The organism is Myxococcus eversor (genome assembly GCF_010894455.1).
In the GTDB taxonomy this organism is placed as follows: Bacteria; Myxococcota; Myxococcia; order Myxococcales; family Myxococcaceae; genus Myxococcus; species Myxococcus eversor.
In genome coordinates this window covers 57136-79857 of the sequence record NZ_JAAIXY010000020.1, presented here as the reverse complement: position 1 = coordinate 79857, position 22722 = coordinate 57136, and the positions used below count along the sequence as shown (strand labels likewise).

Annotated in this window: 22 protein-coding genes and 1 pseudogene; 7 read left to right on the top strand and 16 right to left on the bottom strand. The window is 66.3% G+C overall.

Going from position 1 to position 22722, the window contains the following annotated elements; translation table 11 throughout:
- Positions 1 to 5: 5 nt before the first annotated feature.
- A complete protein-coding gene (locus tag G4D83_RS33710) occupies positions 6 to 521 on the top strand; it encodes an ester cyclase (protein ID WP_163868985.1) in 516 nt (171 codons plus the stop codon).
- Positions 522 to 528: 7 nt separating this feature from the next.
- On the opposite strand, the gene G4D83_RS33705 is transcribed toward G4D83_RS33710, so the two are convergent.
- Both G4D83_RS33705 and G4D83_RS33700 read right to left on the bottom strand, forming a co-directional pair.
- On the bottom strand, positions 529 to 1155 hold the full coding sequence (locus tag G4D83_RS33705) for a hypothetical protein (protein WP_163868984.1): 627 nt from the start codon (positions 1153 to 1155) through the stop codon (positions 529 to 531).
- Between the two features lie 83 nt (positions 1156 to 1238).
- A complete protein-coding gene (locus G4D83_RS33700) occupies positions 1239 to 2003 on the bottom strand; it encodes a hypothetical protein (RefSeq protein ID WP_163868983.1) in 765 nt (254 codons plus the stop codon).
- Positions 2004 to 2171: 168 nt separating this feature from the next.
- Here G4D83_RS33700 and G4D83_RS33695 point away from each other — a divergent pair, with 168 nt between their 5' ends.
- Together G4D83_RS33695 and G4D83_RS33690 are read left to right on the top strand one after the other, a co-directional pair.
- Positions 2172 to 2630, top strand: a complete 459-nt coding sequence (locus G4D83_RS33695; RefSeq protein WP_163868982.1) for a DUF3293 domain-containing protein — start codon at positions 2172 to 2174, stop codon at positions 2628 to 2630.
- Between the two features lie 125 nt (positions 2631 to 2755).
- Complete coding sequence (locus G4D83_RS33690; RefSeq protein WP_163868981.1) at positions 2756 to 4720, top strand: bifunctional metallophosphatase/5'-nucleotidase; 1965 nt, start codon at positions 2756 to 2758, stop codon at positions 4718 to 4720.
- An 18-nt stretch (positions 4721 to 4738) separates the two neighbouring features.
- Here the strand turns inward: G4D83_RS33690 and G4D83_RS33685 are convergent, their stop codons facing one another.
- From G4D83_RS33685 to G4D83_RS33660, 6 genes are all read right to left on the bottom strand, one after another.
- Positions 4739 to 5164: a hypothetical protein gene (locus G4D83_RS33685; RefSeq protein ID WP_163868980.1), complete on the bottom strand. Its 426-nt coding sequence runs from the start codon at positions 5162 to 5164 to the stop codon at positions 4739 to 4741.
- Between the two features lie 193 nt (positions 5165 to 5357).
- A complete protein-coding gene (clpP, locus tag G4D83_RS33680) occupies positions 5358 to 5972 on the bottom strand; it encodes an ATP-dependent Clp endopeptidase proteolytic subunit ClpP (RefSeq protein WP_163868979.1) in 615 nt (204 codons plus the stop codon).
- 142 nt (positions 5973 to 6114) lie between these two features.
- Positions 6115 to 7509, bottom strand: a complete 1395-nt coding sequence (gene fumC / locus G4D83_RS33675; protein WP_163868978.1) for a class II fumarate hydratase — start codon at positions 7507 to 7509, stop codon at positions 6115 to 6117.
- 105 nt (positions 7510 to 7614) lie between these two features.
- The gene (locus tag G4D83_RS33670) at positions 7615 to 7959 is read right to left on the bottom strand and encodes an antibiotic biosynthesis monooxygenase family protein (protein ID WP_163868977.1); all 345 of its coding nucleotides are present in this window, start codon (positions 7957 to 7959) and stop codon (positions 7615 to 7617) included.
- Positions 7956 to 9140 carry a cytochrome P450 gene (locus G4D83_RS33665; RefSeq protein WP_163868976.1) on the bottom strand — a complete coding sequence of 395 codons (1185 nt, stop codon included), beginning with the start codon at positions 9138 to 9140 and terminating at the stop codon, positions 7956 to 7958. Before G4D83_RS33665 ends, G4D83_RS33670 begins: the two co-directional genes overlap by 4 nt.
- A 239-nt stretch (positions 9141 to 9379) precedes the next feature.
- Positions 9380 to 9733: a PspC domain-containing protein gene (locus tag G4D83_RS33660; RefSeq protein WP_240356893.1), complete on the bottom strand. Its 354-nt coding sequence runs from the start codon at positions 9731 to 9733 to the stop codon at positions 9380 to 9382.
- 274 nt (positions 9734 to 10007) lie between these two features.
- Between G4D83_RS33660 and aceB the strand changes: the two genes are divergently transcribed.
- The 3 genes from aceB (at position 10008) to G4D83_RS33645 (ending at position 13599) form a co-directional block, all read left to right on the top strand.
- A complete protein-coding gene (gene aceB, locus G4D83_RS33655) occupies positions 10008 to 11633 on the top strand; it encodes a malate synthase A (protein ID WP_163868974.1) in 1626 nt (541 codons plus the stop codon).
- A 47-nt stretch (positions 11634 to 11680) separates the two neighbouring features.
- Complete coding sequence (gene aceA / locus G4D83_RS33650) at positions 11681 to 12967, top strand: isocitrate lyase (protein ID WP_163868973.1); 1287 nt, start codon at positions 11681 to 11683, stop codon at positions 12965 to 12967.
- 200 nt (positions 12968 to 13167) lie between these two features.
- Complete coding sequence (locus G4D83_RS33645; protein ID WP_163868972.1) at positions 13168 to 13599, top strand: hypothetical protein; 432 nt, start codon at positions 13168 to 13170, stop codon at positions 13597 to 13599.
- Here G4D83_RS33645 and G4D83_RS33640 read toward each other — a convergent pair.
- The 7 genes from G4D83_RS33640 to G4D83_RS33610 all read right to left on the bottom strand — a co-directional run bounded on the left by G4D83_RS33640 (position 13596) and on the right by G4D83_RS33610 (position 19526).
- The gene (locus tag G4D83_RS33640) at positions 13596 to 13844 is read right to left on the bottom strand and encodes a hypothetical protein (protein ID WP_163868971.1); all 249 of its coding nucleotides are present in this window, start codon (positions 13842 to 13844) and stop codon (positions 13596 to 13598) included. The two genes, G4D83_RS33645 and G4D83_RS33640, sit on opposite strands and share 4 nt — an antisense overlap.
- Before the next feature lie 101 nt (positions 13845 to 13945).
- Positions 13946 to 14284 (bottom strand): hypothetical protein, encoded by a 339-nt coding sequence (locus tag G4D83_RS33635; RefSeq protein ID WP_163868970.1) that lies wholly within the window; start codon positions 14282 to 14284, stop codon positions 13946 to 13948.
- A gap of 66 nt (positions 14285 to 14350) precedes the next feature.
- A complete protein-coding gene (gene sitI6, locus G4D83_RS33630; protein WP_163868969.1) occupies positions 14351 to 15091 on the bottom strand; it encodes a SitI6 family double-CXXCG motif immunity protein in 741 nt (246 codons plus the stop codon).
- Positions 15091 to 15810: a SitA6 family polymorphic toxin lipoprotein gene (gene sitA6, locus G4D83_RS33625; RefSeq protein WP_163868968.1), complete on the bottom strand. Its 720-nt coding sequence runs from the start codon at positions 15808 to 15810 to the stop codon at positions 15091 to 15093. Before sitA6 ends, sitI6 begins: the two co-directional genes overlap by 1 nt.
- Positions 15811 to 15842: 32 nt before the next feature.
- On the bottom strand, positions 15843 to 17126 hold the full coding sequence (locus G4D83_RS33620) for a TIGR04013 family B12-binding domain/radical SAM domain-containing protein (RefSeq protein WP_163869080.1): 1284 nt from the start codon (positions 17124 to 17126) through the stop codon (positions 15843 to 15845).
- A gap of 57 nt (positions 17127 to 17183) precedes the next feature.
- Complete coding sequence (locus G4D83_RS33615) at positions 17184 to 18785, bottom strand: serine hydrolase domain-containing protein (protein WP_240356891.1); 1602 nt, start codon at positions 18783 to 18785, stop codon at positions 17184 to 17186.
- A 168-nt stretch (positions 18786 to 18953) separates the two neighbouring features.
- Positions 18954 to 19526, bottom strand: a complete 573-nt coding sequence (locus G4D83_RS33610) for a pyridoxal-dependent decarboxylase (RefSeq protein ID WP_338041956.1) — start codon at positions 19524 to 19526, stop codon at positions 18954 to 18956.
- A gap of 73 nt (positions 19527 to 19599) precedes the next feature.
- Between G4D83_RS33610 and G4D83_RS33605 the strand changes: the two genes are divergently transcribed.
- A complete protein-coding gene (locus G4D83_RS33605; protein ID WP_163868966.1) occupies positions 19600 to 22347 on the top strand; it encodes an NACHT domain-containing protein in 2748 nt (915 codons plus the stop codon).
- A 93-nt stretch (positions 22348 to 22440) separates the two neighbouring features.
- Here the strand turns inward: G4D83_RS33605 and G4D83_RS33600 are convergent.
- Positions 22441 to 22722: pseudogene (locus tag G4D83_RS33600) on the bottom strand (aspartate aminotransferase family protein); the annotation flags it as partial.

The window sequence follows — 22722 nt, the reverse complement described above, 5'->3', positions numbered from 1 at the left end:
AGGCCATGAAAAGCCTCGCGACGACGATGTGGCTCTGCATGCTCGGACTGCTGTCCGCGTGTGCGTCCGTATCTCCGGTGGAGCGCGCCGCCGCGCTGGAGGAGCAGAACCGCCAGCAGGCGCGGGTGCTCACCGAGGAACTCTACAACCTGCGCAAGCTGGACCGCGTCGCGGAGCTGTTCTCCGAGGACTACGTCGACCACTCGCAGGGCGCGCCCACGGACGTGGTGGGTCCGGCCGCCGTGCGCCAGCAGGCCGAGGCCACGTTCCAGGCCTTCCCGGACCTGCGCTTCGACGTCCTCCACGTGGTGGCGGACGGAGACATGGTGCTGGTGCATTGGAAGGCCCAGGGCACGGACGCGCAGCACACGGACGAGGCGGGCAAGCCCCGTCAACTCGCGCTCAACGGCCACTCGCTCTACCGGATGCGCGACGGCAAGGTGGTGGAGTCGTGGGACATCTCCGACCGCCTCGCCCCGCTGCTGCAACGTGGTTACAAAATCGTCCCGCCCCAGCAGTGACGCGGTGTCACTGGAGGACGGCGGGCGCCTGGAAGACCTCGCCGTCGAGACCCTCCACGCGAAGGCTGGCCCCGTCGGACGGGCCCACCCTCAGCTCCACGCGGGCCTGACCCCGGCGGTCCACCAGCAGCAGTCCCGGAGAGCCGTGCTCGTCCGCGCCCAGAATCGCGCGGGGCCGGCCATCCGCGTCCGCCAGTTCCAGCCGCGAGGAGCCATCCACCTGGAGGCCCACCGAGAACAGGTCCACGCCACCCGGCTTGGACAACGTCAGGCGTGGGGCTTCATCCGAGTACACGGTGAGCTCGGCCAGGGACTCGCCCCCGGCCGTGGAGAAGCGCAGCCGGGGTGAGCCATCCACCGCCACGCCCAGCAAGGCGCGCGGACGGCCCGTGCCGTCATGCAACACCAACCCCGCGGCGCCCGAGTCATCCAGCCCCAGCGAAGCCCGACGTTGCCCCTGCGCGTCGTTGAGCACCAGGCGCGAGGCCACCAGCTCCCCACCCAGCATCGGCGCGGGCTTCAGCGCCGCGGTGCCCAGCCCCACCCCCGCCAGCGCGAGCGCCGAGAAGGTGAGTCCCTGCAACCGCCGACAGCGGCGCTCCAGTCGCTCCAGCCGCGCATCCACCGAATCCATCTCGAGCCTCCCGCCAGGGCCAACGGCCCCTGGACCCCCACAGCCTAGCGGAAAAGGCTCGGATGGACCGTCCACCGGTGACGTCAGATGTCGACGTCGTTCGAGTCGGCGTTGTTGACGTAGTCCCGCGTGTCTCGGTTGATGGGACGACCGCGGCCGAAGAGGAAGCCCAGCTTGAACTGGATGAAGCCGCCGTTGAAACCCGCACCCAGCTCCGACTCGGAGTCCGTGGTGTTGAACTCGCCAATGACAGGGACGGAGATGCCCACCTCGGGCATCAGCCGGAAACCCTCCGTGACACGCAGCGCATAGCCCACGGAGGCGCCCACGCTCAGCAGATTCACGGCCGCGCTCTCCGTGGAGCTGCCCCCCGAGATTCGCGTCGCGGACACCCGAGGACCCAGCACCAGCTCCGAGCCACCCGCCGTCTTGAAGCCCACCAGCACGGGCAGCGCCACGTTGACGTAGCTGCCCACCGTGTCGTCGTCGCTCCCCAGGAAGACACCCATCACCGAGGGCGCCACGGAGATGGCCAGGTCCGGGTTCTCGGGGCTGGTGAGCAGGAACTTCGACTGGAGCTCGGCCAGCGACGAACCGAAGCGCACGCCCAGGTCCACGCGTTCCGTCACACCGAAGCGCGCAGCGAGGTCGATGTGTGGATAGTAGATGCCCCCCGAACCCGTCTCGCTGTCGCCGATGACTGCGGCGCCTCCGACACCCGGTTCGATGGCGAACTGGAACTTGCCCGCGCCCAGCGTGTCCGCCGTCTGCACATGACTCACCGAAACACAGCCCGTTCCCGCAAAGCCCGCGCACAGCGCGAAAGCCACCACGGCACGACGCATCATCTGGATTCGCCCCACGTCCAAACGCCCCCTCATTGGAACGTTGCGAGGGCTCCAGACGTTGGGGGGTTCTGAACATTCACCGGGAATATCCAATCCAGACACCTTTTCGTCAGGACTCGCGGCCCCCGGGGGCTGACAGCGGGGTGTCGGCAACGCGAGAATGCGCGAATGAGACAGCTCGACCAGGAGCGGTTGCTGGGAGCCTACCGGACGACGCGGTATGTCATTCGCCCGCATGGCTCCACGGATGGCGTGGAGCAGGTGCTGCGAGTCGGAAGACTGCACCCCGCCCTCGACGCCGCCCTGGCGGCACGAGGCCACCGGGAGTGGGCCTTCATGACGGCGTGGAACCCGGGCTCCCGCCCTCGAGGCAAGGACGAGAACCAGCGCGCACAGGAGCGACTGGTCTCCCAGCTCATCGCGGGTGGCTGGGTGGTGGCGCCCGCCATTGGCGAGGCGGAGGACGGGAGCTGGTCCGAGCAGAGCCTCTTCGTCCCGGGCCTGCCCCGCGCGGAGGCGGAGCGCTTCGGTCGCGCGCACGGTCAGGTGGCCGTCCTGGTGGGTCGCACCGGAGGTCCCGCGGAGTTGCTGCTGTGTGGCAACGAAGCGCCGCCAGCCGCACCATGAGTCCGGGCGACAGTCCCCCTGTCGAAACGAAGTCGGGGCGCGAGCTTCACCGCGCCGCCATGAAGTCGCGCCATCGTCCACGAACTTGAGTAGGTTCCCCCTCCCTGTTCGCTGGAGTTCCGTCGATGCCTCAAGCCACACCGCGCTCGTCTCTTCTGGGAGCGCGCCCCAGCGTCTTCCTGCTCGCCGGAGCGTTCGTCACCGGCATGTTCCTCTTCGCCCATGGTGGCTGCGGAGGTGACGAGTGCCAGGACGCCGCCGACTGCCGCTTCGACAACAGCGCACCGGCCGAGGGCAAGGAGTGGGTCTGCGAGGACAAGCGCTGCGAGCAGCATCCCGCCCAGCAGCCGCCCCTGGATGCGGGCTCGGACGCGGGGATGCCCGACTCGGGGACGCCCGACTCGGGGACGCCCGACTCGGGGATGTCCGACTCGGGGATGTCCGACTCGGGGATGTCCGACTCGGGGACGTCCGACTCGGGTCCCACCACGGTGAGCGTGCAGGTGCTGGCGTTCAATGACTTCCACGGGCAGCTCGAGGCCCCCGCGGGCCAGATTCTGACGGGCGTGGCCCCCGACGGTGGGCCGGTGCGGGTGAGCGCGGGCGGCGTGACGTACTTCGCCCGGCACATCGCGGCCCTGCGGGCCACCAATCCGAACACAGTGGTGGTGGCGGCGGGAGACCTCATCGGCGCCTCGCCGCTGCTGTCGGCGCTCTTCCACGACGAGCCCACCGTCGAGGCGATGAACCTGATTGGCCTGGACCTGGTCGCGGTAGGCAACCACGAGTTCGACGAGGGCAGCACGGAGCTGTTGCGCATGCAGTCGGGTGGCTGCCACTCGGTGGATGGCTGCCTGGACGGGGATGGCTTCCCGGGCGCGAAGTTCAAGTTCCTGGCGGCCAACGTGGCCACGGGCGTGGACCGCACGCTGTTCCCCCGCTACGACGTGCGCGAGTTCGAGGGCGTGAAGGTGGCCTTCATCGGCATGACGTTGGAGGACACGCCGGAAATCGTCACGCCCACGGGCGTGGCGGGGCTCACCTTCAAGGACGAAGTGCAGACGGTGAACGCGCTGGTGCCGGAGCTGCGGCGGCAGGGCATCGAAGCCATCATCGTGGTGGTGCACCAGGGTGGAATTCCGACCTCGGGCTCGCTGGTGAACGAATGCAAGGGCGAGGGTGCGGACGGCCTCATCGCAGGTGCCATCGTGGGCATGGCCAAGGGCCTCGATGACGCGGTGGACGTCATCGTCAGCGGCCACACCCATCAGGCCTACAACTGCGTCATCGATGGCAAGGTCGTCACGAGCGCCTCGTCGATGGGGCAGCTCGTCACGGACATCGACCTGACGTTGAGCAAGGCGACGGGCGACGTCGTGCAGGCGCGAGCGAACAACGTCATCGTCACTCGCGACGTGCAGGAGGTCGGCGCGGTGAAGGAGCTGGTGACGAAGTACCAGGAGCTCGTCACGCAGCGGGCCAACCGGGTCATCGGCTGGGTGGCGCAGACGCTCAGGACACAGACGGACTCCGCGGGCCAGTCCACCCTGGGCTTCGTCATCGCGGACTCGCAGTTGGAGGCGACGAAGCCCGCGAACCTGGGTGGGGCGCAGGTGGCCTTCATGAACCCGGGCGGCGTGCGCGCGGACATCGCCCAGGGCGAGGTCACCTACGGCGAGGCCTTCACCACGCAGCCGTTCGGCAACAGCCTGGTCACCCTGACGCTGACGGGCGCGCAAATCGAGCAACTGCTGGAGCGGCAGTGGCGGCCGTCGGGAGCCACCCTCATGCTGCTTCCGTCGGCGGGCTTCACCTATGCGTTCAGCGCGTCGGCGCCCATCGGAAGCCGCGTCGACCCGGCGTCCATCCGGATCAACGGCGTGCCAGTGAACCTGACGGCGGAGTACCGCGTCACCGCGAACAACTTCCTCGCGGGTGGGGGTGATGGCTTCCCGGTGCTCGCCGAGGGGACGAACCGGCTGGGTGGCGCCGTGGACAGCGACGCGCTGGAGGCCTACCTGAAGGCGCACAGCAGTCAGGCGAGCCCCTTGCCCGCCCCCGCGCTCAATCGCGTCACCGTGCTGCCGTAGCGGCGGGCTCCGGCCACGTCAGGGGATGGGTCCACGCCCCTGACCGCCGGAGGGCACATCCTCGCCCCCGCGTCCGGGGACTTTTTCGGGGGGGGTGGTGGAGCCCGGGACGATTTCAATCTCCTGGGCGCGCGTCACCCTGCGGGCAAGCGAGTCGAACTCCAGCTCCACGCCCCGGCCGGGCTTGTCCTTCAAGCCGAAGCGGATGCGCCAGAGGTTGGGGCGGACCTCCACGGCCTCGCCGGCCTGCGCCAGGACGAAGCTGTTGTTGCGGGCGTATTCCTCGCCGGCCTGGATGACGTCGCGCTCGCCCAGCTCCGCCTGCACGTCGGCCGAGGAAGGGGGAACGGGCGGGCGGCCTGTGGGCCCCACGCAGCCTGCTCCAACCAGCAGGGCGGAGGGCAGCAGGAGGCGACGGAGGGTGCGCGAGCGGAGCCAGGACATGTGTCCAAGTTTGAGCATCGGCCGTGCCACTCGCAGCCGAGGGAGCGGGCACGGCGGCGCGCGGGATTCGCGCCTGCTCGGTGCACCAGCGCAAGAGCTGCGCGCGGCGGGTGGCGGGAATCAACGGGCGGGCTCGAAGCACCCACCCGGGGCCCCCGCTCCGCCACGAGAGCGGGGGCGGTGTGACGGGGTGTTACTTGTTGGGGGTGGACGACGGCGGCGAGATGAGGCGCTGCTTCTCCACCACTTCGTCGATGAGGCCGTACTGCCGGGCATCCTCGGCGCTCATGAAGTAGTCGCGCTCGGTGTCCTTCTCGATGCGCTCGACGGTGTGGCCCGTGTGCTTGACGATGAGGCCGTTGATGTAGCTGCGCAGGCGGAGGATTTCCTTGGCCTGGATGTCGATGTCCGTGGCCTGGCCCTGGGCGCCGCCGAGCGGCTGGTGAATCATGATGCGGCTGTTGGGCAGGGCGTAGCGCTTGCCCTTCGCACCGGCCAGCAGGAGGAGGGCGCCCATGGAGGCGGCCTGTCCCACGCAGATGGTGGACACCGGACACTTCACGTACTGCATGGTGTCGTAGATGGCGAGGCCGGCCGTGACGGAGCCGCCGGGCGAGTTGATGTAGAGGTTGATGCCCTTGTCGGGGTCCTCGGACTCGAGGAACAGCAGCTGGGCGACGATGATGTTGGCCACGTCGTCGTTGACGGGCGTGCCCAGCATGATGATGCGGTCCTTGAGGAGCCGGCTGTACAGGTCATACGCCCGCTCGCCGCGGTGCGTGGTCTCAATGACGAAGGGGACGTTCATGGCTCCCCTACCCTAATCGTCCTGTGGCGCTCGCGCCCGCTCGTTCTTGCCGCAGCGTGCGCTGGCCCACGGTTGGGACGGGGGAAGGCCCCCCGGATGCCCCTCGGTGGGGCGTCCGGGCGAGGTGTAGGACAGGGGGTGCCTACAGGCCGGTCATCTTCTCCGGGCGGACCCACTGGTCGAACTGCTCGGAGGTGAGCAGGCCCAGCGCCACGGCGACCTCCTTGAGCGTCTTGCCCTCCTTGTGGGCCAGCTTCGCGATTTTCGCCGCGTTGTCGTAGCCGATGTGGGGGTTGAGGGCGGTGACGAGCATGAGGCTGCGCTCCAGGTTCTCCTGGATGCGGGCGCGGTTGGGTTCGATGCCGACGGCGCAGTTGAGCCGGAAGCTGCGCATGCCGTCCGCGAGGAGGCGGCAGCTCTGCAGGAGGTTGTGGATGATGAGGGGCTTGAAGACGTTGAGCTCGAAGTTGCCGGAGGCTCCGCCGATGGAGACGGCGACGTCGTTGCCCATGACCTGGGCGCAGAGCATGGTGAGGGCCTCGCTCTGGGTGGGGTTCACCTTGCCCGGCATGATGGAGCTGCCGGGCTCGTTCTCGGGGATGGTGATTTCGCCCAGACCCGAGCGGGGGCCGGAGGACAGCCAGCGGATGTCGTTGGCGACCTTGAAGAGCACGGCGGCCAGGCCCTTGAGGGCGCCGTGGGCCTGGACGAGCGCGTCGTTGGCGGCCAGCGCCTCGAACTTGTTGGGGGCGGTGACGAAGGCGAGGCCGGTGAGGCGGGCAATCTCCTTCGCGACGCGCTCGGCGTAGCCCTTGGGAGCATTGAGGCCGGTGCCGACGGCGGTGCCACCGAGCGCGAGCTCATGCAGGTGCGGGAGGGTCCGCTCCAGGTGGGAGCGCGCGAGGTCCAGCTGCGCGACGTAGCCGCTCAGCTCCTGGCCCAGGGTGATGGGCGTGGCGTCCTGAAGGTGGGTGCGGCCAATCTTCACCACGTCCATGAAGGCGCGGGACTTGTCGGCGAGGACGTCGCGAAGGGCCTTCACCTCGGGGATGACGTGCTCGATGAGGGCGGTGGCGGCGGCCACGCTCATGGCGGTGGGGAAGACGTCGTTGGAGCTCTGGCCCTTGTTGACGTCATCGTTCGCGTGGACCTTGCGGCCCTCGCCGCGCTCTCCGCCGAGCAGCTCCGAGGCGCGGTTGGCGAGCACCTCGTTGGTGTTCATGTTCGTCTGGGTGCCGCTGCCGGTCTGCCAGACGGACAGGGGGAACTCGGCGTCGTGTTTTCCGGCGAGGACTTCATCGGCGGCGCGGACGATGGCGTCGCCCTTCTCGCGAGGCAGACTGCCGTTCTCCACGTTGACGAGGGCCGCGGCCTTCTTGACGAGGACGAGCGCGCGGATGAGGGCGGGGGGCATGCGCTCGGTGGAGATGGCGAAGTTCTGGAGGCTGCGCTGGGTCTGCGCGCCCCAGAGGCGGTCGGCGGGGACTTCGATGGGGCCGAAGGTGTCCTTCTCGATGCGAACGTTCTGGGTGCTCACGCGCGGGGCTCCTGGTGGAAAGTGTCCGTGAGCCCACGAATAACAGGCTGGAGCCTTCGGCACCTGGAAGGAGCGCGGACCGTCGGTCCGTGAGCAGTCCAGGAGTCAGCCGTGCACCCGTCGGCTGTCGTCGGGGGCCTGCTCGCGCTCGTGGGGTCCATAGTCGCGAAGGACCGTGGCGACGCGCAGGCGGTAGTCGGCGAAGACGGAGTCCCGGCCCCGGGCCTGGGCGGCGCGGTGGGCCTCCAGCTGACGCCATTGCTGGACGGCGGCCTCGTCGCGCCAGAACGACAAGGAGAGCAGCCGGTCCGGAGAGGACAGGCTCTGGAACCGCTCGATGGAGATGAAGCCATCGATGCGAGCCAGCAGGGGACGCAGCTCGGCGGCGAGGTCCAGGTACTCGCGCTGTCCATCCGCGCTGAGCCGGGCTTCGAAGATGACGGCGATCATGAGTGAGCCTCCAGGGAAGAGGGAGCGGAGAACACAGGGACGCGAGCATTGAGCGAGGGCATCCACGAAGCGCCGAGGCAGGCCGAGCGAAGCGAGCGAAGGTCCGTGGGCAGCAGCGCGAGGAGAGCGCCCTGGGAGATGGCCTTCGCCAGCGCCGCGCCAGGGCACGCGTGAGCGCCCGCGCCGAACGCAAGTCCCCGAGGCTGCGTCCGATGGAGGTCGAACCGCCACGGCTCCAGATGAAGGGAGGGGTCCCGGTTGGCGGCGGCGAGGACGACGAGCGCCGCGTCACCAGAGGCCATGGACTGTCCGGCGATGACGGCGTCCGTGGCCAGAAACCGCCGGGTGTTCTGGACCGGAGATTCGAACCGGAGCACCTCGTCGAGAAACGAGGGAAGCAGCGACACCTCCACCCGCAGCTCCGTCAGCAGGGAGAAGTCCAGAAGCAGGACGCGAAGAGCCTGCCCCAGCAGTCCCGCCGTCGCGTCATTCGCCTGCAAGAGCAGTCCTATGGCATTAGCGACCACCACGTCCGAAGAGTCCTGGAGCCCCAGCGCCATCGACTCCCGAACCAGCAAGGCAAGAGCCCCGTCACCCGAGGAGCACTGCGCCTCCAGAGAGGAGCGGAACAGTGAGCACAGCGACCGCGTGGCCTCCACCGCGGCCGTCAGGCTGTCCGGGTGTGCCCCCGGAGCGATGCAGCGAACGAAGTCCCGCGTCCAGGAGGCGACCCGTGGAAGTGACTCGGAAGGAAGCCCCAGCAGCTCACCGAGGACATGAACCGGGAGCAGGAAGGGGAGTGAATGGGCCGACTCCGGAAGCGCGAGTCGGAGGGTCCACCGCCGGGAGACCTCGACGACCCGAGGCGAATCAAAAGTGGCCAGGAGGCCAACGAGTGCGCGTCGCGCGAGCGCATGAAAAGGGCCGTCGTTCATGCGAGCGAGGAGTCGAAAGACCTCGGAGGGAGGCGACCCGCGGAGGGGGCGCGGCACGGGCTCGGAGGGAGGGCGGACGCGGCAGGAGGGATGGGTCAGCACGGCCTGGACGGCCTCCGCGCTGGAGGCAACCCACAACCGAAGCGAGTCATCCCAGTACAGGGGCCGTTGGGAGACGAGGTCCGCGTAGAAGGGGTACGGGTCCGGGTGGGTGGCGGCGGCGACGGGGTCCAGTGGGGGAGGCATCCGGAGTCCTCGAGCCGCCGTGCACACCAGGATGGAGTGCGAGGCGGTGAGGTGCTTCTACGGGTCCCCGAGGACGAACGTTTCGGTGCTCACCGAAATGAGCAAGACGGTGTGCACGGAGGCCAAGTGACGCAAGGGAGCGGGACGGCCGGCGTGGGGGGCCCCGTCCGCTGACGGGGGGACCCGCGCCGAGCCGAGGGGCCCGCGAGCCGTGCTCACCATGTCCGTGGCCCCGTGCCTCAGACCCGGCGTTCCATGCGAGGAGCGTCAGAGGACTGACCGAGTCCCGACAGCCACTCCATGGAGCGCTGCAGCGGAGCCCGCGCCACGGGGGACGAAGGAGTGAAGCCCCAAAGGAGCAGGTACACCAGGGGCAGCGTGCCACCAGAGAACAAGGTGGCGACGACGAGCGCCACGCGGATCCACGCCACGTCGATGCCCAGCTCCCGAGCCAGCATCGCGCACACGCCCGTCAGCGCCCGCCCCTCCACGCCCCGATGAAGCCGCTCCACCCGAGTCCCACAGCGGGGGCACTTCGCGGCCTCCGCCCTCATCTCCTCCGCGCATCCCGAGCACCGCTTCATCGCTTCCATGTCCTGCCTCCCCGGAGCGGGCAACCCCTTGGCGCCTGGCGCCCGCATCCCTACCTACGCAATCTGGCGTCGCTGATTGCCTGCCGCCTGGCCGTCGCCCCCTCCCCTCCAAACCCGCGCCACGTCTGTTGATTTACAGATTTAATCCGCCGGGTGTTGACAGCATTACAGCCGAGCAGGCACAAATTGACCGACACTTCCCTTCCTCCCTCGGAAGATCCATTTTCCGACCCGTTGGAAGTGATTTACAACGCAGCATGCCAAGGAGTTTTTGATGACCTCGGATGCCCCCTCTTCGAAGACCCCGGCCTTCAGCGCTGGCGTGGCCGTGAAGGGTCCGTGGCACCCCGATTACGCCGAGGTCCTCACCCCGGCCGCCCTCGACTTCGTCGCCCGCCTCGCGCGCTCCTTCGGCGAACGCCGTGAGGCGCTCCTGGAGCGCCGCAAGACAGTCCAAGCGTCCTGGCGCAAGGGCGAGCGTCCCCACTTCCTCCCCGAAACGAAGGCCATCCGGGACGGCCAGTGGACGGTGGCTCCCCTGCCCCCGGACCTCCAGGACCGCCGCGTCGAAATCACCGGCCCCGTGGACCGGAAGATGATCATCAACGCCCTCAACTCGGGCGCCAACGTCTTCATGGCGGACTTCGAGGACGCCAACAGCCCCACCTGGGACAACGTCGTCCGCGGCCAGCTCAACCTCCGCGACGCCGTCCGCCGCCGCATCTCCTTCACCGCCGATGGCGGCAAGCACTACGCCCTCAACGACAAGCCCGCCGTCCTCTTCGTGCGTCCTCGCGGCTGGCACCTGCCCGAGCGCCATGTCGAAATCGACGGCAAGCCCATCTCCGGCTCCCTCTTCGACTTCGGCCTCTTCTTCTTCCACAACGTCCGCGAGCAGCTCTCCCGCGGCACCGGCCCCTACTTCTACCTGCCGAAGATGCAGAGCCACCTGGAGGCCCGCCTCTGGAACGACGTGTTCCTGCTCGCCCAGGACACGCTCGGAATCCCGCGCGGCACCATCAAGGCCACCGTCCTCATCGAGACGCTCCCCGCCGCCTTCGAGATGGACGAAATCCTCCACGAGTTGCGCGAGCACTCCGCCGGCCTCAACTGCGGCCGCTGGGACTACATCTTCAGCTTCATCAAGACGCTCCAGTCCGACACCAGCGTCGTCCTTCCGGACCGCGGCCAGGTCACCATGGACAAGGCGTTCCTCAACGCCTACTCGCAGCTGCTCATCCAGACCTGCCATCGCCGCGACGTCCACGCCATGGGCGGCATGGCCGCGTTCATCCCCATCAAGGGTGACGCCGCCGCCAACGAGGCCGTCCTGGAGAAGGTCCGCGCCGACAAGCTGCGCGAGGTGAAGAACGGCCACGACGGGACGTGGGTCGCCCACCCCGGCCTCGTCTCCCTCGCTCGCGACATCTTCGACGCGAACATGAAGGGCCCCAATCAGCTCTCCAACAAGCGCGAGGACGTCCGCATCACCGAGGCCGACCTGCTCAAGGTCCCCTCCGGCACGCGCACCGAAGAGGGCCTGCGCCACAACCTCCGCGTCGGGATTCAATACACCGCCGCGTGGCTGGGCGGCCTGGGCTGCGTGCCCCTCTACAACCTGATGGAGGACGCGGCCACCGCCGAAATCTCCCGTGCCCAGGTCTGGCAGTGGATCCACCACGGCGCCTCGCTCGACGACGGCCGCAAGGTGACGCCCGAGCTGTTCCAGACGCTGCTGGGTGAAGAGATGGCCGAGCTGGAGCGCGAAGGCGTCCAGCAGCGCTACGGCGCCGAGCATGTCACGCGCGCCCGTGAGCTTTTCGAGCGCCTGTCCACCGCTTCCACCTTCGAGGACTTCCTCACCCTGCCCGCCTACGCGGCGCTGGATTCCACTCGCTGAACCTTCGTTCTTCTTCAACCCTTCACTGCCGCACCGAGGAGCCTGCGATGTACGACGCCACCACGACGACCCCGGATGCCTCTCCCCACGCCAAGCTCCACGCTCGACGCTTCGAGGGCATCACCCGCAACTACACCGACAAGGACGTGCTGAAGCTGCGCGGCACCCTGCCCATCAGCTACACGCTGGCGGAAGTCGGCGCGAAGCGGCTGTGGGAGCTGCTCCACACCGAGGAATACATCAACGCGCTCGGCTCGCTCACCGGCAACCAGGCCGTGCAGATGGTCCGCGCGGGCCTGAAGGCCATCTACCTCTCCGGCTGGCAGGTCGCCGCGGACGCCAACTCCGCCGGGCAGATGTACCCGGACCAGAGCCTCTACCCGGTGGACAGCGTCCCCGCCGTGGTGAAGAAGATCAACAACGCCTTGCGCCGCGCGGACCAGATTGACCACGCCGAGGGCCGCAACGACCGCTACTGGTTCGCGCCCATCATCGCCGACGCCGAGGCCGGCTTCGGTGGCCCGCTCAACGCCTTCGAGCTGATGAAGAGCATGATTGAGTCCGGCGCCGCGGGCGTCCACTTCGAGGACCAGCTCGCCAGCGAGAAGAAGTGCGGCCACATGGGCGGCAAGGTGCTGGTGCCCACCAACCACTTCATCCGCACCCTCACCGCCGCGCGCCTCGCCGCCGACGTCATGGGCGTGCCCACCCTGCTCGTCGCCCGCACGGACGCCGACAGCGCCAAGCTGCTGATGAGCGACTCGGACGAGTACGACCACGCCTTCATCGACCGGAAGAATGGCCGCACCTCCGAGGGCTTCTACCGCCTCAACGGCGGCATCGACTGCGCCATCGCCCGCGGCCTCGCGTACGCGCCCTACGCGGACCTGGTGTGGTGCGAGACCAGCACCCCGGACCTGGCCCAGGCGAAGAAGTTCGCCGAGTCCGTCCGCGAGAAGTTCCCCAACAAGATGCTGGCCTACAACTGCTCGCCTTCCTTCAACTGGAAGAAGAACCTGGACGACGCCACCATCGCCAGGTTCCAGCGGGAGCTGGGCGCCATGGGCTACAAGTTCCAGTTCGTCACGCTGGCCGGCTTCCACGCGCTGAACCACTCGATGTACGAGCTGGCCCGCAAGTACAAGGACCGCGGCATGGCGGCCTACAGCGAGTTCCAGCAGGGCGAGTTCGGCTCGGAGAAGGACGGCTACACCGCCACGCGTCACCAGCGCGAGGTCGGCACCGGCTACTTCGACCAGGTCGCCGAGGTCATCTCCGGCGGCTCCGCCAGCACCCTGGCCCTGCACGAGTCCACCGAGGCCCACCAGTTCTAGTCGGCGCCTTTTTCCGCTGATCCATCCGAGGGCCGTGGACTGGGGGCACCTGCCCGTAAGTCCGCGGCCTTCGGTCGTTTTTCCGCCGGGCAGGCAGGCTCCGCGCGCCGGGACGCAACTTCCGGGGCCTTCGGGCGATAATGTGGGCAGACCTCCGAGAATCGCGCTTCGTGCGCCCTCGGACCGCCAAGGAGCGCACCATGAGCCGCATCAACAACCTCACCGGTCCTCGGGTCCAGGTCCCCACGCCGCAGGCCAGCGCCGCGTCCTCGCGCGCGGGCTTCGGCTCCCTGGTGCAGCAGCACAACAACAACATGATGTCGGCGGCGAACCGCCCGGGTGACCCGTCGATGTCCACGGGCGGCCTGGTGGTGCAGTCGGCCCTCAACTCCGTGGGGGGCTCCTCACACGGCGGGCTGCTGAACTCCTACCTGTCGGCCGTGGGCCGTCCCCCCGTCGCCAAGGACGCCGGCTCCGCGAACGGCGCGCAGGACGCGTCCACGCCGGCGGCGGGCTCCAAGGAGGCGGAGGAGCAGAAGGTGATGATGGAGCTGGCGGAGCTGTCCGCCGCGACGCTGAGCAACTCCATCTTCCACATGGGCAACCGCACGAAGGTGTCGCTGGAGAGCTAGCGCTTCTTCGTCTTCTTCTCGGCGCGCTTGAGGTACTCGGCGCGCTGGCCCTGCTGGAGGTCCCCGGAGCCGTCATACGGGGGCCCCGCGTCCGTGCGCTGACCTCCGTCCTGCTCCGTGATGTCGTTGAGGAATCCGGCGCGTCCCTCCGCGGGGACCTTGTCGCCGTCCGCCTCCGGGTCCTTCTGCTTCTCGGGGTCCAGCGGAATGCCGAGTGACTTCTGGAGATATTCCTTCGGGTCCATGGGTGTCGCTCCTTCGAGGGTGGCTTCCGCCCGTGACTCGAAGGTGGGGATGACCGGACACTTCGCGCAGCGAGGGGCCCGGCGAGCAGGCCCCCGTCACCTCAGTTGAGGTACTTCGGGCGAGGCGGCGTCGCGGGCTGCTGACGCATCATCGCCAGGCCCTGGCGCGTGAGGATGAAGCGCACCACGCCGGAGCCGCGCTCCGTTTCGATATCCGCCTCGAAGGCTGGGCCGGCGATTCCGCCGAGCGCCACGTCCTTGCGCAGGTTGCGCACCTTGCCGCTCAGCATGTCTCCGGCGACGTCCCTGGCGCCCTCTCCCCGCTCGTGCAGTTCGTACGCCGTCTGGTGCAGCGTCATGGCGAGCGAGGGCGTCAGCGGCTGGGAGCTGAAGAGGACGGAGATGAGCAACCAGTAGGGAGGGGTCTCGTCGGAGGACATCGCGTTTCCATCCTAAGCGCCTGGGCGCTCGCGGGCCCGACGAAGTGAAGGAGCCAGCAAGTCCGTTCAGGGGGCAGACGTCTCCGGCGGCTTCGTCGCGACCTCCACGGTGCTCACGCCACTGCGGGTCAGCACCTCGCCGAGGACCTCCACGAATCGCTCACTCGCCATGATGCGGCACGGCGTCACGGCAAAGCGGAAAAGATCCAGGGATGGGAGGTGCGTCGCGTCCAACCACCACCGCTCGGGCAGCTCGTACTCCTGCAGGCCACACGTGGTGCAGGGCCCCTTGCCGTAGAATCGCGGCTGGCACTCAGGTGCCAGCCGACCTGTCGGCATGATTTCGAGTTCGTACAGCGGGCCACGCTTGCTCCCGCTGATGCGCGCCTCCACCGGCGTGATGCCCGTAAGCCGCGCGTCTTCAAGCGTCTGGAGAACGTCACCGTGAACGAGCAGTCGCCACGATTCCTGGAGCACGAGTGGCGGCAGGTTGCCTCGGGCCCTTCCCACCAGAGGCCCAAGCCCCAGCGCTGGCTCCACCAGCGCACCCGCCGGTAGCAACGGCACCACTCCATCGCGGAGCCGCGCATACTCTTCCCACATCGTCTGCCGAGCCTTGCGGTACTCCCGCTCGCTTGGCAGTGCAGTCAAGTCGACCGTGGGATAGTCGAGGCCCAGCGTGGCCCACTCGCCATGGCAAGTGGGACACACGGCCCCTGGCAGCTTCCAGGTCCGGCGGGCCTCATATCCCCCTGGGTACATCGGGTCGCGACTCGCCAAGGCCTCATCCAGTTCGAAGAAGCGCATCACTTTCCTCCCGCTCCTCGAACCGGCACGGCGAACAGCTCATCGAGCTTCGTCCAATACGACATGGGCATCCCGACCAGGTTGTAACGCTGAATCATTACGCCCGCGTATTCCATCAGCTCCCATTTCATCGCCCTCCGGCCCTTCTGTTCCTTCATCCGGATGAAGGCGCGCCAATCCTTGTTCCATGGCCCACCGTCCTTGCCGTCATGTATTTCCCGATGACGCCGCACGTCGATAGCCAGGGCGAACTCATGGATGTTGATGCCACGCTCGGTGAAGTACTCCTCCAGCGCTCGGGGGAAGATGTGGTGCTTCTCCTTCGGCACGGTGGCCCACTCGGCATAGGCCTTCCGGAGGCGCGCCTGGCTCGGCAGCTCCTCCGCGCGATTCCACGGGATGACGAGCACGGGACCCCGGCCCGGGAGCGGTTGGGCTGCTCCCCACAGGCGCTGCTGTGAGGACGCGACTGGCACCGCCGGCATCGGCCCACGGAATGCCACCGGCGCCGACGCGAGGTCCTCGCATCGGTACAGCCCGCATTCGCCGCTCGCGCACGACAGGGCGACACACCCACCGTCCTCAGCCGACGCGGCACACTCCTCGGCCGACACGTCGTAGGCCGGCAACGGCGCGAAGTCGCTGTGCGCCACGTTCGATGGTGTCGCGCACGCCCACAGCAGAGCCCCAAGGCAGAGCGCCCAGGTCTTCACTCGCATGCATTGCTCCCCGAACACTTGGTTTGGATGACTCAGCCCGCCCGGGGCCTGCGTCGCGAGGCGATGCCCTCCGCCAGCGCCACCTGCTGCTTCCAGTGGCCATACAGCCGCCCCTGGGAGGCGAGCTTGTCCAGCTTGCGCTGCGTCTCCTCATCCACCCGCCCGGGTGCGGCGTCGCGATAGGGCGTGCCGGGCAGCGGCATGAAGGTGTGCCCGTGGACGCGCGCGCCCAGCTCCGCCAGCCGCTCCATGAGGGCGACGGTGGCCTCCACGTCCTCGGGCGCCTCGCCCGGCAGGCCGAGGATGAAGTCCACGTTGGGGATGAAGCCGCCCTCCACGGCGAGCCGCGTGGCGCGCACCACCGTCTCCACGTCATGCCCCCGGCGCGTGGCCTGGAGGATGCGCTCGGAGCCGGACTGGCCGCCGATGATGAGGTTGTCGTTGTGGACGTAGCGCTTGAGGACCGCGAGCGCCTCGGGCGTGACGTGCTCGGGTCGGACCTCCGAGGGGAAGGTGCCGTAGTACACGCGCCCGTCGGGAGCCATGGCCTCGCGCACGGCGGCGAGCAACTCCTCCACTGCGGCCAGGTTCATCGTCTCGTCGCCAGTGCCGTAGGACATGGACGTGGGCGTGATGAAGCGGATGTCCCGCCGTCCCGAGCGGCGCAGCTCCCGGGCCCAGTGCGCGATGTTGGGCACGGAGCGGTGACGGAAGCGCGCCTTGCTCATGAAGGGCGTCTGGCAGAACCGGCACGCATAGATGCAGCCGCGAGTAATCTCGATGGCGCCGTACATGGCGTTGCGGGCTGCGAAGGGAGGGAAGTCGTCGAGCTTCACACCCTCGCCCCGGCCATGCTGCACCAGCTTGCCGTCCTTCAGGTGGGCCACGCCGTGCGTGTCACGCGGGTCCTCCCCACGCTGCACGCGGCCGAGCAGCTCGCGCAGCGAGTACTCCCCTTCCCCAATCGCGATGAGGTCGAAGCCGGCCTGAAGCGTCTGAACGGGCTCGGCCGTCGCGTGCACCCCACCCGCGATGCAGAGGACGGAGCGCCCTTCCAGCCGCTCGCGCACCCACGCGAGCTCCTCCGCCGAGACGGCGAAGCTGGCCGAGTAGAAGGACCACGCGGCCACCACGGTGTCACCGGCGTCGGCGCGCTCCTTCACGGTGGAGAGCAGCGTCTCCCTGTCGCGGGGGAAGAAGAGCTTCACCTCCGCGAGCGCCGGGTCCGACTCGACGGCGCCCGCGAGCACGGTGAAGGCGTACTTGCCCGGGTACTGATAGCTGAGGACGAGTGAGACGGGACGGTGCGGCACCATGAGCGAATGCATGATGCCACATGGTCCGGGCCGCGAGGACGCAGGAGAGCAGGCGCCTCAGCGGGCGGTGGGCGCGGCGGGTGCGGGCCGGACGAGGCCGAGCACCTTGCCGGTGAACTCGGAGAACTCCAGGACGTCCTCGGGGACGCGCCCGTCGGAGTCCGACATGCGCACGGCCACGAGGTCATACTTCGGCAGCACCAGCACGCGCTGCCCACCCTGGCCAATCGCCGCGAAGCCGCTCGGCGGCCCCTCCACGTGCTGCTTGAAGTTGTGGGGAGCGGACTTCTCCATGAAGGCAGTGAGCAGCGAGGCATCTCCCAGCTTCTCCACGAAGGTGGCGAAGAACGCGCCCTGCGGAATGGGTCGGTCCGCGATTTCACGCAGTCGGGCCAGAGGCGCCTCGGGGAAGCCATTGCGGCGGGCCTGCTCCAGCGCATCGGTGCCGAGCGTGACGGACATGCCCTCCTCGTAGATGAGCCACCAGAGCAGCCCCGCCGTGGGCGTGTGCGGCTGAGAGGGAGCACCGCCGAGCGCCTGGATATACGACGCGCTCAGGATGCGCTTCCCCTGCCACGTGCCTCCTTGCAGCAACATCTGCCCCACCTTGGCGAAGTCCACCGGATGGAGTTGCAAGCCCGCCATGCCCACGGGGTTGCCGGACGGGTCCTTGTCCCAGCGGAAGTCACGGATGCCGAGCGGCGTGAAGAGCTTCCGCGCGAGATACACATCCATCTTCTCGCCCGACGCGCGCTCGACGATTCCCGCGATGAGATTGGTCGCCTTGTTGTTGTACGCGTGCTTGCTGCCGGGCTCGTCCACCACCTCCGAGTCCAGTGCGTAGCGCACGAAGTCCTTGGACTCGTAGATGTCGAAGGCGGTGCGTTTCGCTGCCAGCCCCGACGTGTGATTGAGCAGGTGCTTCAGCGTCACCTTGCCCTTGAGGCCGTCCTTCCACTCGGGGAAGAAGGCGGAGACCGGGGTGTCCACGGACGGAATCTTCCCCTCGTCGATGAGCAGGCCGATGGCCAGCGCCACCATGCCCTTGGTGGCAGACATCGCCTCGATGCGATGCGTCTCTCCGCCGAAGTACCACTCCCCCACCAGCTTGCCGTGGCGCAGCAGCACCAGGCCCGCGGAGCCCGACTTCTCGGCGGCCTTCAACAGCTCCTCCAGCGCGGGCTCGGACAGTCCCGCCTCCTTGGGAGAACTCCGCTCCAGTCCAGCACCCACGCCCCAGGTGCGCCGGGCCTCCAGCGCATTCTTCCGAGCGCGCACCACCAACGCGTCGTAGCCCGGCAACGTGCGCAGCGGGGCCAGCGCCTCGGCGTGCAGCAAGCCCCCTGGGTTGGACAGTCCCTTGTCGAGGGCCCGCTCCAACCAGGTCATGGCCATGACCGTGTCGCCCGAAGCCGCCGCCATGTCTGCGGCGCCGCGAGCCACCTCCTCGAACTGGTGTCCCGCATCCCAGACCTGTCGCAGCTCGGCATGCCCCTTCGCCGCGTCCCCCTCGTTCTGGGCCATCCAGGCACGCGTCATGGCGGCGGTGGCCTCGGGAGAAATCACCACCGAGGCAGGAGTCGGTGGAGGCGAGGTCGGCTGGGAATGGGCGCAGGCCAGCAGCGCGCAGAGCGGCAGGAACAGGGCACGTCGTGACACGGGAGACTCCAGAGGAACCCAACTTGGGGTGAGGGGTACCGAGACAATCAGCGTCGGATTGGCGAGAGAACGACTCGCCTCCCCCCTCATTTCATTACGCCGTGTAAAGAGACACGCGGACGTGCCTCCTCTGGCGCGATGACCCCCTGGCCCTGTGTCCCGCGGACGTCAGCCGACAGAGGAGGCGAGGAGTTCCCACGCGGCGCGAACGTGCCGCTCCTGCGTCGTCGAAGCTCCGATGGCCATCCGCAGCACGTAGCGAGCAGGTGCCCCCTCCACCGCCGGCAACACGGTGTGCGAGAGGAACATCTGGCCCGAGGCATTCACCCGCTCCAGCAGCTCCCGATTGCGCGCGTCGGTGGCCTGGGGTGTCTCTCCAGAAAGAGGCTTCAAGCGGAAGCACACCAGCGACAAGGAACGAGGCACGGCCACCTCGAAGCGCGCCTCCTCGGACACCCAGGACTCGAAGCACTCGCCCAGCCGCACGTGCTCACGGATGTGGGCCCGCAGTCCTCGCGCGCCATAGTGGCGCAGCACGAACCACAGCTTCAGCGCGCGGAAGCGGCGTCCCAGCGGCACCTGCCAGTCTCGGTAGTCGACGACGGCGCCGCTCGCGCTCGCGGCGTTGCGCAGGTACTCCGGCGTCACGCTGAGCGCATCCAGCAGCGCCTCCCTATCCCGCTTGTCGAGGGCCACACACCCGCTACGCAGCCTCCCTAATTCAACACACCGCCAGCACACACATCACCCCTGGGTTCACTCAACCCCAGGGCGCTCCATTGACGCCAGGACACACAGACTCCAAAATAACACAATGCACACCCCCATAGATGCAGTCGCGAGGCTACTCCATATAGATCGAACCCTCCAACACGGAGAAGACTGGCTATACGGCGACACTTTCGGAATCGATCGGCGGCGCTACCTCATCATCCTAACAAACACAGAAAACCTCACCAGTCGAATCACCGAAGAACTCAGCAAAATCAATCGCAGAACATCGCGCGCCCTTGCCCGCGCCGCAAACACCGAAATTCCTGGTTCAGTCCTCGATAGCCACATTCACAAAACAATCATCATCAAAACCTCACCCGGCCCCGTCAACACAATCACACTCGACGACGAGACCAACCCAGACTGGCAAGCCCTCCACCTCAACGACCTGCTCTCTGAGCAAATCCTTAACTTACGTCTCTCGCAAATCCCCCAACACATAAAGTCTCAACCACTACCCAGCCCAATAGGCGAATTAACGACCATAAAACCATCCAACTTCATAGATCCGGAATTCACAGAAACGGCGCCGCCAACTTCCCACCTCGCCCCGCCAAGCGCCACCCAGGCAATTGCAGACTGGTCAATCGCAGTCGAGGCGCCACCCTTTTTGACCATTTTTGGAATCGGAGGCATAGGTAAGTCGACCCTGCTAAAACTCGCCGGCGCGAAGCTCTGGCAAGGATTCCTAGACTACCAGCACTCGACCATACCCGTGTATGTCCCCATGCGAGGGATTCCAGCAGGAGCCGACATCGATCTCGCAGCACACATCAATTCATTCCCCCTCTTCAAAAGCAGAACAACAGCAGCAGCCGTAGAAGAGCTCATAGCATCCGGATTACTCACCGTTTTTCTCGACGCCTTCGATGAGCACCTAAAGTTCTCAAATCGAAGCGACGCGGTCCGCTTCCTAAAGAAACTCCGAGCGTCCTATGCGCCACCCGAAAAGCAACGCGCTTCAAAGATCATTCTCACATCGAGGGACTACTACCTCACCACGGACAAAATCTTTAACGACGAACTCGACGGCCTTGCTCGGAAAATCACTCTCAAGCCCTTCAACAGAGACCAGCGCCGCCGATTCATAGGCATCAGCGTCGGACACGTCCTGTCAACAGAACAAGTCGACAACTGGTGCAATGCACTGGAGCAGGTAGCTGGCGGAGTATCAGGCGGCGACTACCTCGTTGGACACTCTCTATTCCTCCATGCATTCAGCAACTACATAACCGGAATCACGCCTAAGGGGACCGACACCACCTTGCCAGTTCAAAGTCCAGAAGACTTTGCCAACATACAGTCATCCCGCCTTTTCGACCAAGTCATTGACCTAATAAATCAACGTGAATACCAGGAAAAAAGCAATTGGGGTACTGAACTGTACGGGCGCCTGAAAAACAACTGGCACAAGTCCCCATTTACCCCCGAGAATCAACGCCGCTTCTTCTCCGAGATTGCACGACTCATTCTCCAGGAGAAACGATACTACACACGTCCACCGCAAGAGGAATCCATAAAGGGAATCCTCATTGAACGCCAAACGCACTACGCACTCCAGGCATCATTCGGCATTCCACAGGCCGATCCGGAACTCGATCCAGGCGTAAAAGACCAGATTGAGAACGAAGCTCTCCAGTGCATAGCTAATTTCCTAAACCACCACCCACTAACCCAAGGCACGCAGACCGGATTCAACGGCTCACACTTTGCCTATCAACACCCTGCCTACAACGACTACTTCATCAAAGAGTACCTCACCATTAGGTTCTCCGAACTCGCCTCCAAGCTAAATCAAAAGGACACAACCCACTCAGCACTAGCAGACATCGTCGTCACCCTCGTCACAGAACTAATCGTCACCGAGGTTGAAGAGCGAGCAACAAATGCACTCTTCTTTCTATGCTGGGACAACCAAAGCATCTCACATCTCAGCTCCGCCCTTGAGCGTCTTTTCTCCCAGCCAACCAAAATCGGTGGCGAAGAGTTCAGCTACCTGCTGACATATGCATTAGTCTTCGTCAGGCTCTATCGCGACATTCGCGAACTCCCGGTGAATCTCAGAAATCTATGCTTTGACAATGGCAAAGACGACGACCTAATCCTGCTTGATGGGCAAAGCCTCAACAGATATCTATCCGACCTAAGCCTCTCCCTGTGCACCTTTGGCAACCTCCAGCTCAAGAACACGCTTTGTCGCAATTGCGATTTCCTGCATATCTCTGTTCGCTCACTCGCGCTCAGCGGAACAGTCGAGTTTCATGGGGGACACCTCTACCTCGTATCGGACGACGAGCGCGGCGCACAAGCCCTCGCAGAAGCGATGTACCCCACTGGAGTGCAGACAAAAATCATCCTCAAGGATGTCAAGATTCACAAGGAAACCTGGGACGCTCTTCAGATTCTCGCCCAGAGATACTCCAACGTCTCCATAGTCCATGACAACATCATCATTACGGACTTCGAAGAAGAACAAAACTCATCAGAAAGCGCGGCCAAGCGACTAGCCAACCAACTAATGCGACTCGTCAGGAAGGATCGACGCGGCGAGTTCGGCGTCTACAAGCATAAATTATTCGGACGCACCGCTGTCCCTTCAGCCAAGACTTCCGCAGTCGAAACCTTTCTCATTGAACAAGGAATCGTCGAACTACGTGGCGACATCTTCATCATCCCAGATGACAGCATAATGTATCACCCGGATGGCCTCTACGGTCGTCTCTTCTCAGAAGTCGCCGACTACTGGAAACCGCGAATAGAGAAGCTGGAAGGGATTCTGCAGTTCTAGTTTATGCGACACTCGTACTTTGTCTCGCTCACAGACTTTCAACAGATGTGGGCGAGACTCCCGGCAAAAGCAACTACTCGCGAGGGCGCCCCCTCAGTGCGTTTTAGCGGAAGAGGCGAGGAGTTCCCACGCGGCGCGAACGTGCCGCTCCTCCGTCGTCGAAGCCCCGATGGCCATCCGCAGCACGTAGCGAGCAGGTGCCCCCTCCACCGCCGGCAACACGGTGTGCGAGAGGAACATCTGGCCCGAGGCATTCACCCGCTCCAGCAGCTCCCGATTGCGCGCGTCGGTGGCCTGGGGTGTCTCTCCAGAAAGAGGCTTCAAGCGGAAGCACACCAGCGACAAGGAACGAGGCACGGCCACCTCGAAGCGCGC

What these genes read in the sequence shown, in the direction of transcription:
- G4D83_RS33710 (WP_163868985.1), top strand. Translation starts at nt 6, where the DNA reads ATGAAAAGCCTCGCGACGACGATGTGGCTCTGCATGCTCGGACTGCTG.
- G4D83_RS33705 (WP_163868984.1), bottom strand. Translation starts at nt 1,155, where the DNA reads ATGGATTCGGTGGATGCGCGGCTGGAGCGACTGGAGCGCCGCTGTCGG.
- G4D83_RS33700 (WP_163868983.1), bottom strand. Translation starts at nt 2,003, where the DNA reads ATGATGCGTCGTGCCGTGGTGGCTTTCGCGCTGTGCGCGGGCTTTGCG.
- G4D83_RS33695 (WP_163868982.1), top strand. Translation starts at nt 2,172, where the DNA reads ATGAGACAGCTCGACCAGGAGCGGTTGCTGGGAGCCTACCGGACGACG.
- G4D83_RS33690 (WP_163868981.1), top strand. Translation starts at nt 2,756, where the DNA reads ATGCCTCAAGCCACACCGCGCTCGTCTCTTCTGGGAGCGCGCCCCAGC.
- G4D83_RS33685 (WP_163868980.1), bottom strand. Translation starts at nt 5,164, where the DNA reads ATGTCCTGGCTCCGCTCGCGCACCCTCCGTCGCCTCCTGCTGCCCTCC.
- clpP (WP_163868979.1), bottom strand. Translation starts at nt 5,972, where the DNA reads ATGAACGTCCCCTTCGTCATTGAGACCACGCACCGCGGCGAGCGGGCG.
- G4D83_RS33670 (WP_163868977.1), bottom strand. Translation starts at nt 7,959, where the DNA reads ATGATCGCCGTCATCTTCGAAGCCCGGCTCAGCGCGGATGGACAGCGC.
- G4D83_RS33665 (WP_163868976.1), bottom strand. Translation starts at nt 9,140, where the DNA reads ATGCCTCCCCCACTGGACCCCGTCGCCGCCGCCACCCACCCGGACCCG.
- G4D83_RS33660 (WP_240356893.1), bottom strand. Translation starts at nt 9,733, where the DNA reads ATGGAAGCGATGAAGCGGTGCTCGGGATGCGCGGAGGAGATGAGGGCG.
- aceB (WP_163868974.1), top strand. Translation starts at nt 10,008, where the DNA reads ATGACCTCGGATGCCCCCTCTTCGAAGACCCCGGCCTTCAGCGCTGGC.
- aceA (WP_163868973.1), top strand. Translation starts at nt 11,681, where the DNA reads ATGTACGACGCCACCACGACGACCCCGGATGCCTCTCCCCACGCCAAG.
- G4D83_RS33645 (WP_163868972.1), top strand. Translation starts at nt 13,168, where the DNA reads ATGAGCCGCATCAACAACCTCACCGGTCCTCGGGTCCAGGTCCCCACG.
- G4D83_RS33640 (WP_163868971.1), bottom strand. Translation starts at nt 13,844, where the DNA reads ATGGACCCGAAGGAATATCTCCAGAAGTCACTCGGCATTCCGCTGGAC.
- G4D83_RS33635 (WP_163868970.1), bottom strand. Translation starts at nt 14,284, where the DNA reads ATGTCCTCCGACGAGACCCCTCCCTACTGGTTGCTCATCTCCGTCCTC.
- sitI6 (WP_163868969.1), bottom strand. Translation starts at nt 15,091, where the DNA reads ATGCGCTTCTTCGAACTGGATGAGGCCTTGGCGAGTCGCGACCCGATG.
- sitA6 (WP_163868968.1), bottom strand. Translation starts at nt 15,810, where the DNA reads ATGCGAGTGAAGACCTGGGCGCTCTGCCTTGGGGCTCTGCTGTGGGCG.
- G4D83_RS33620 (WP_163869080.1), bottom strand. Translation starts at nt 17,126, where the DNA reads ATGGTGCCGCACCGTCCCGTCTCACTCGTCCTCAGCTATCAGTACCCG.
- G4D83_RS33605 (WP_163868966.1), top strand. Translation starts at nt 19,600, where the DNA reads ATGCACACCCCCATAGATGCAGTCGCGAGGCTACTCCATATAGATCGA.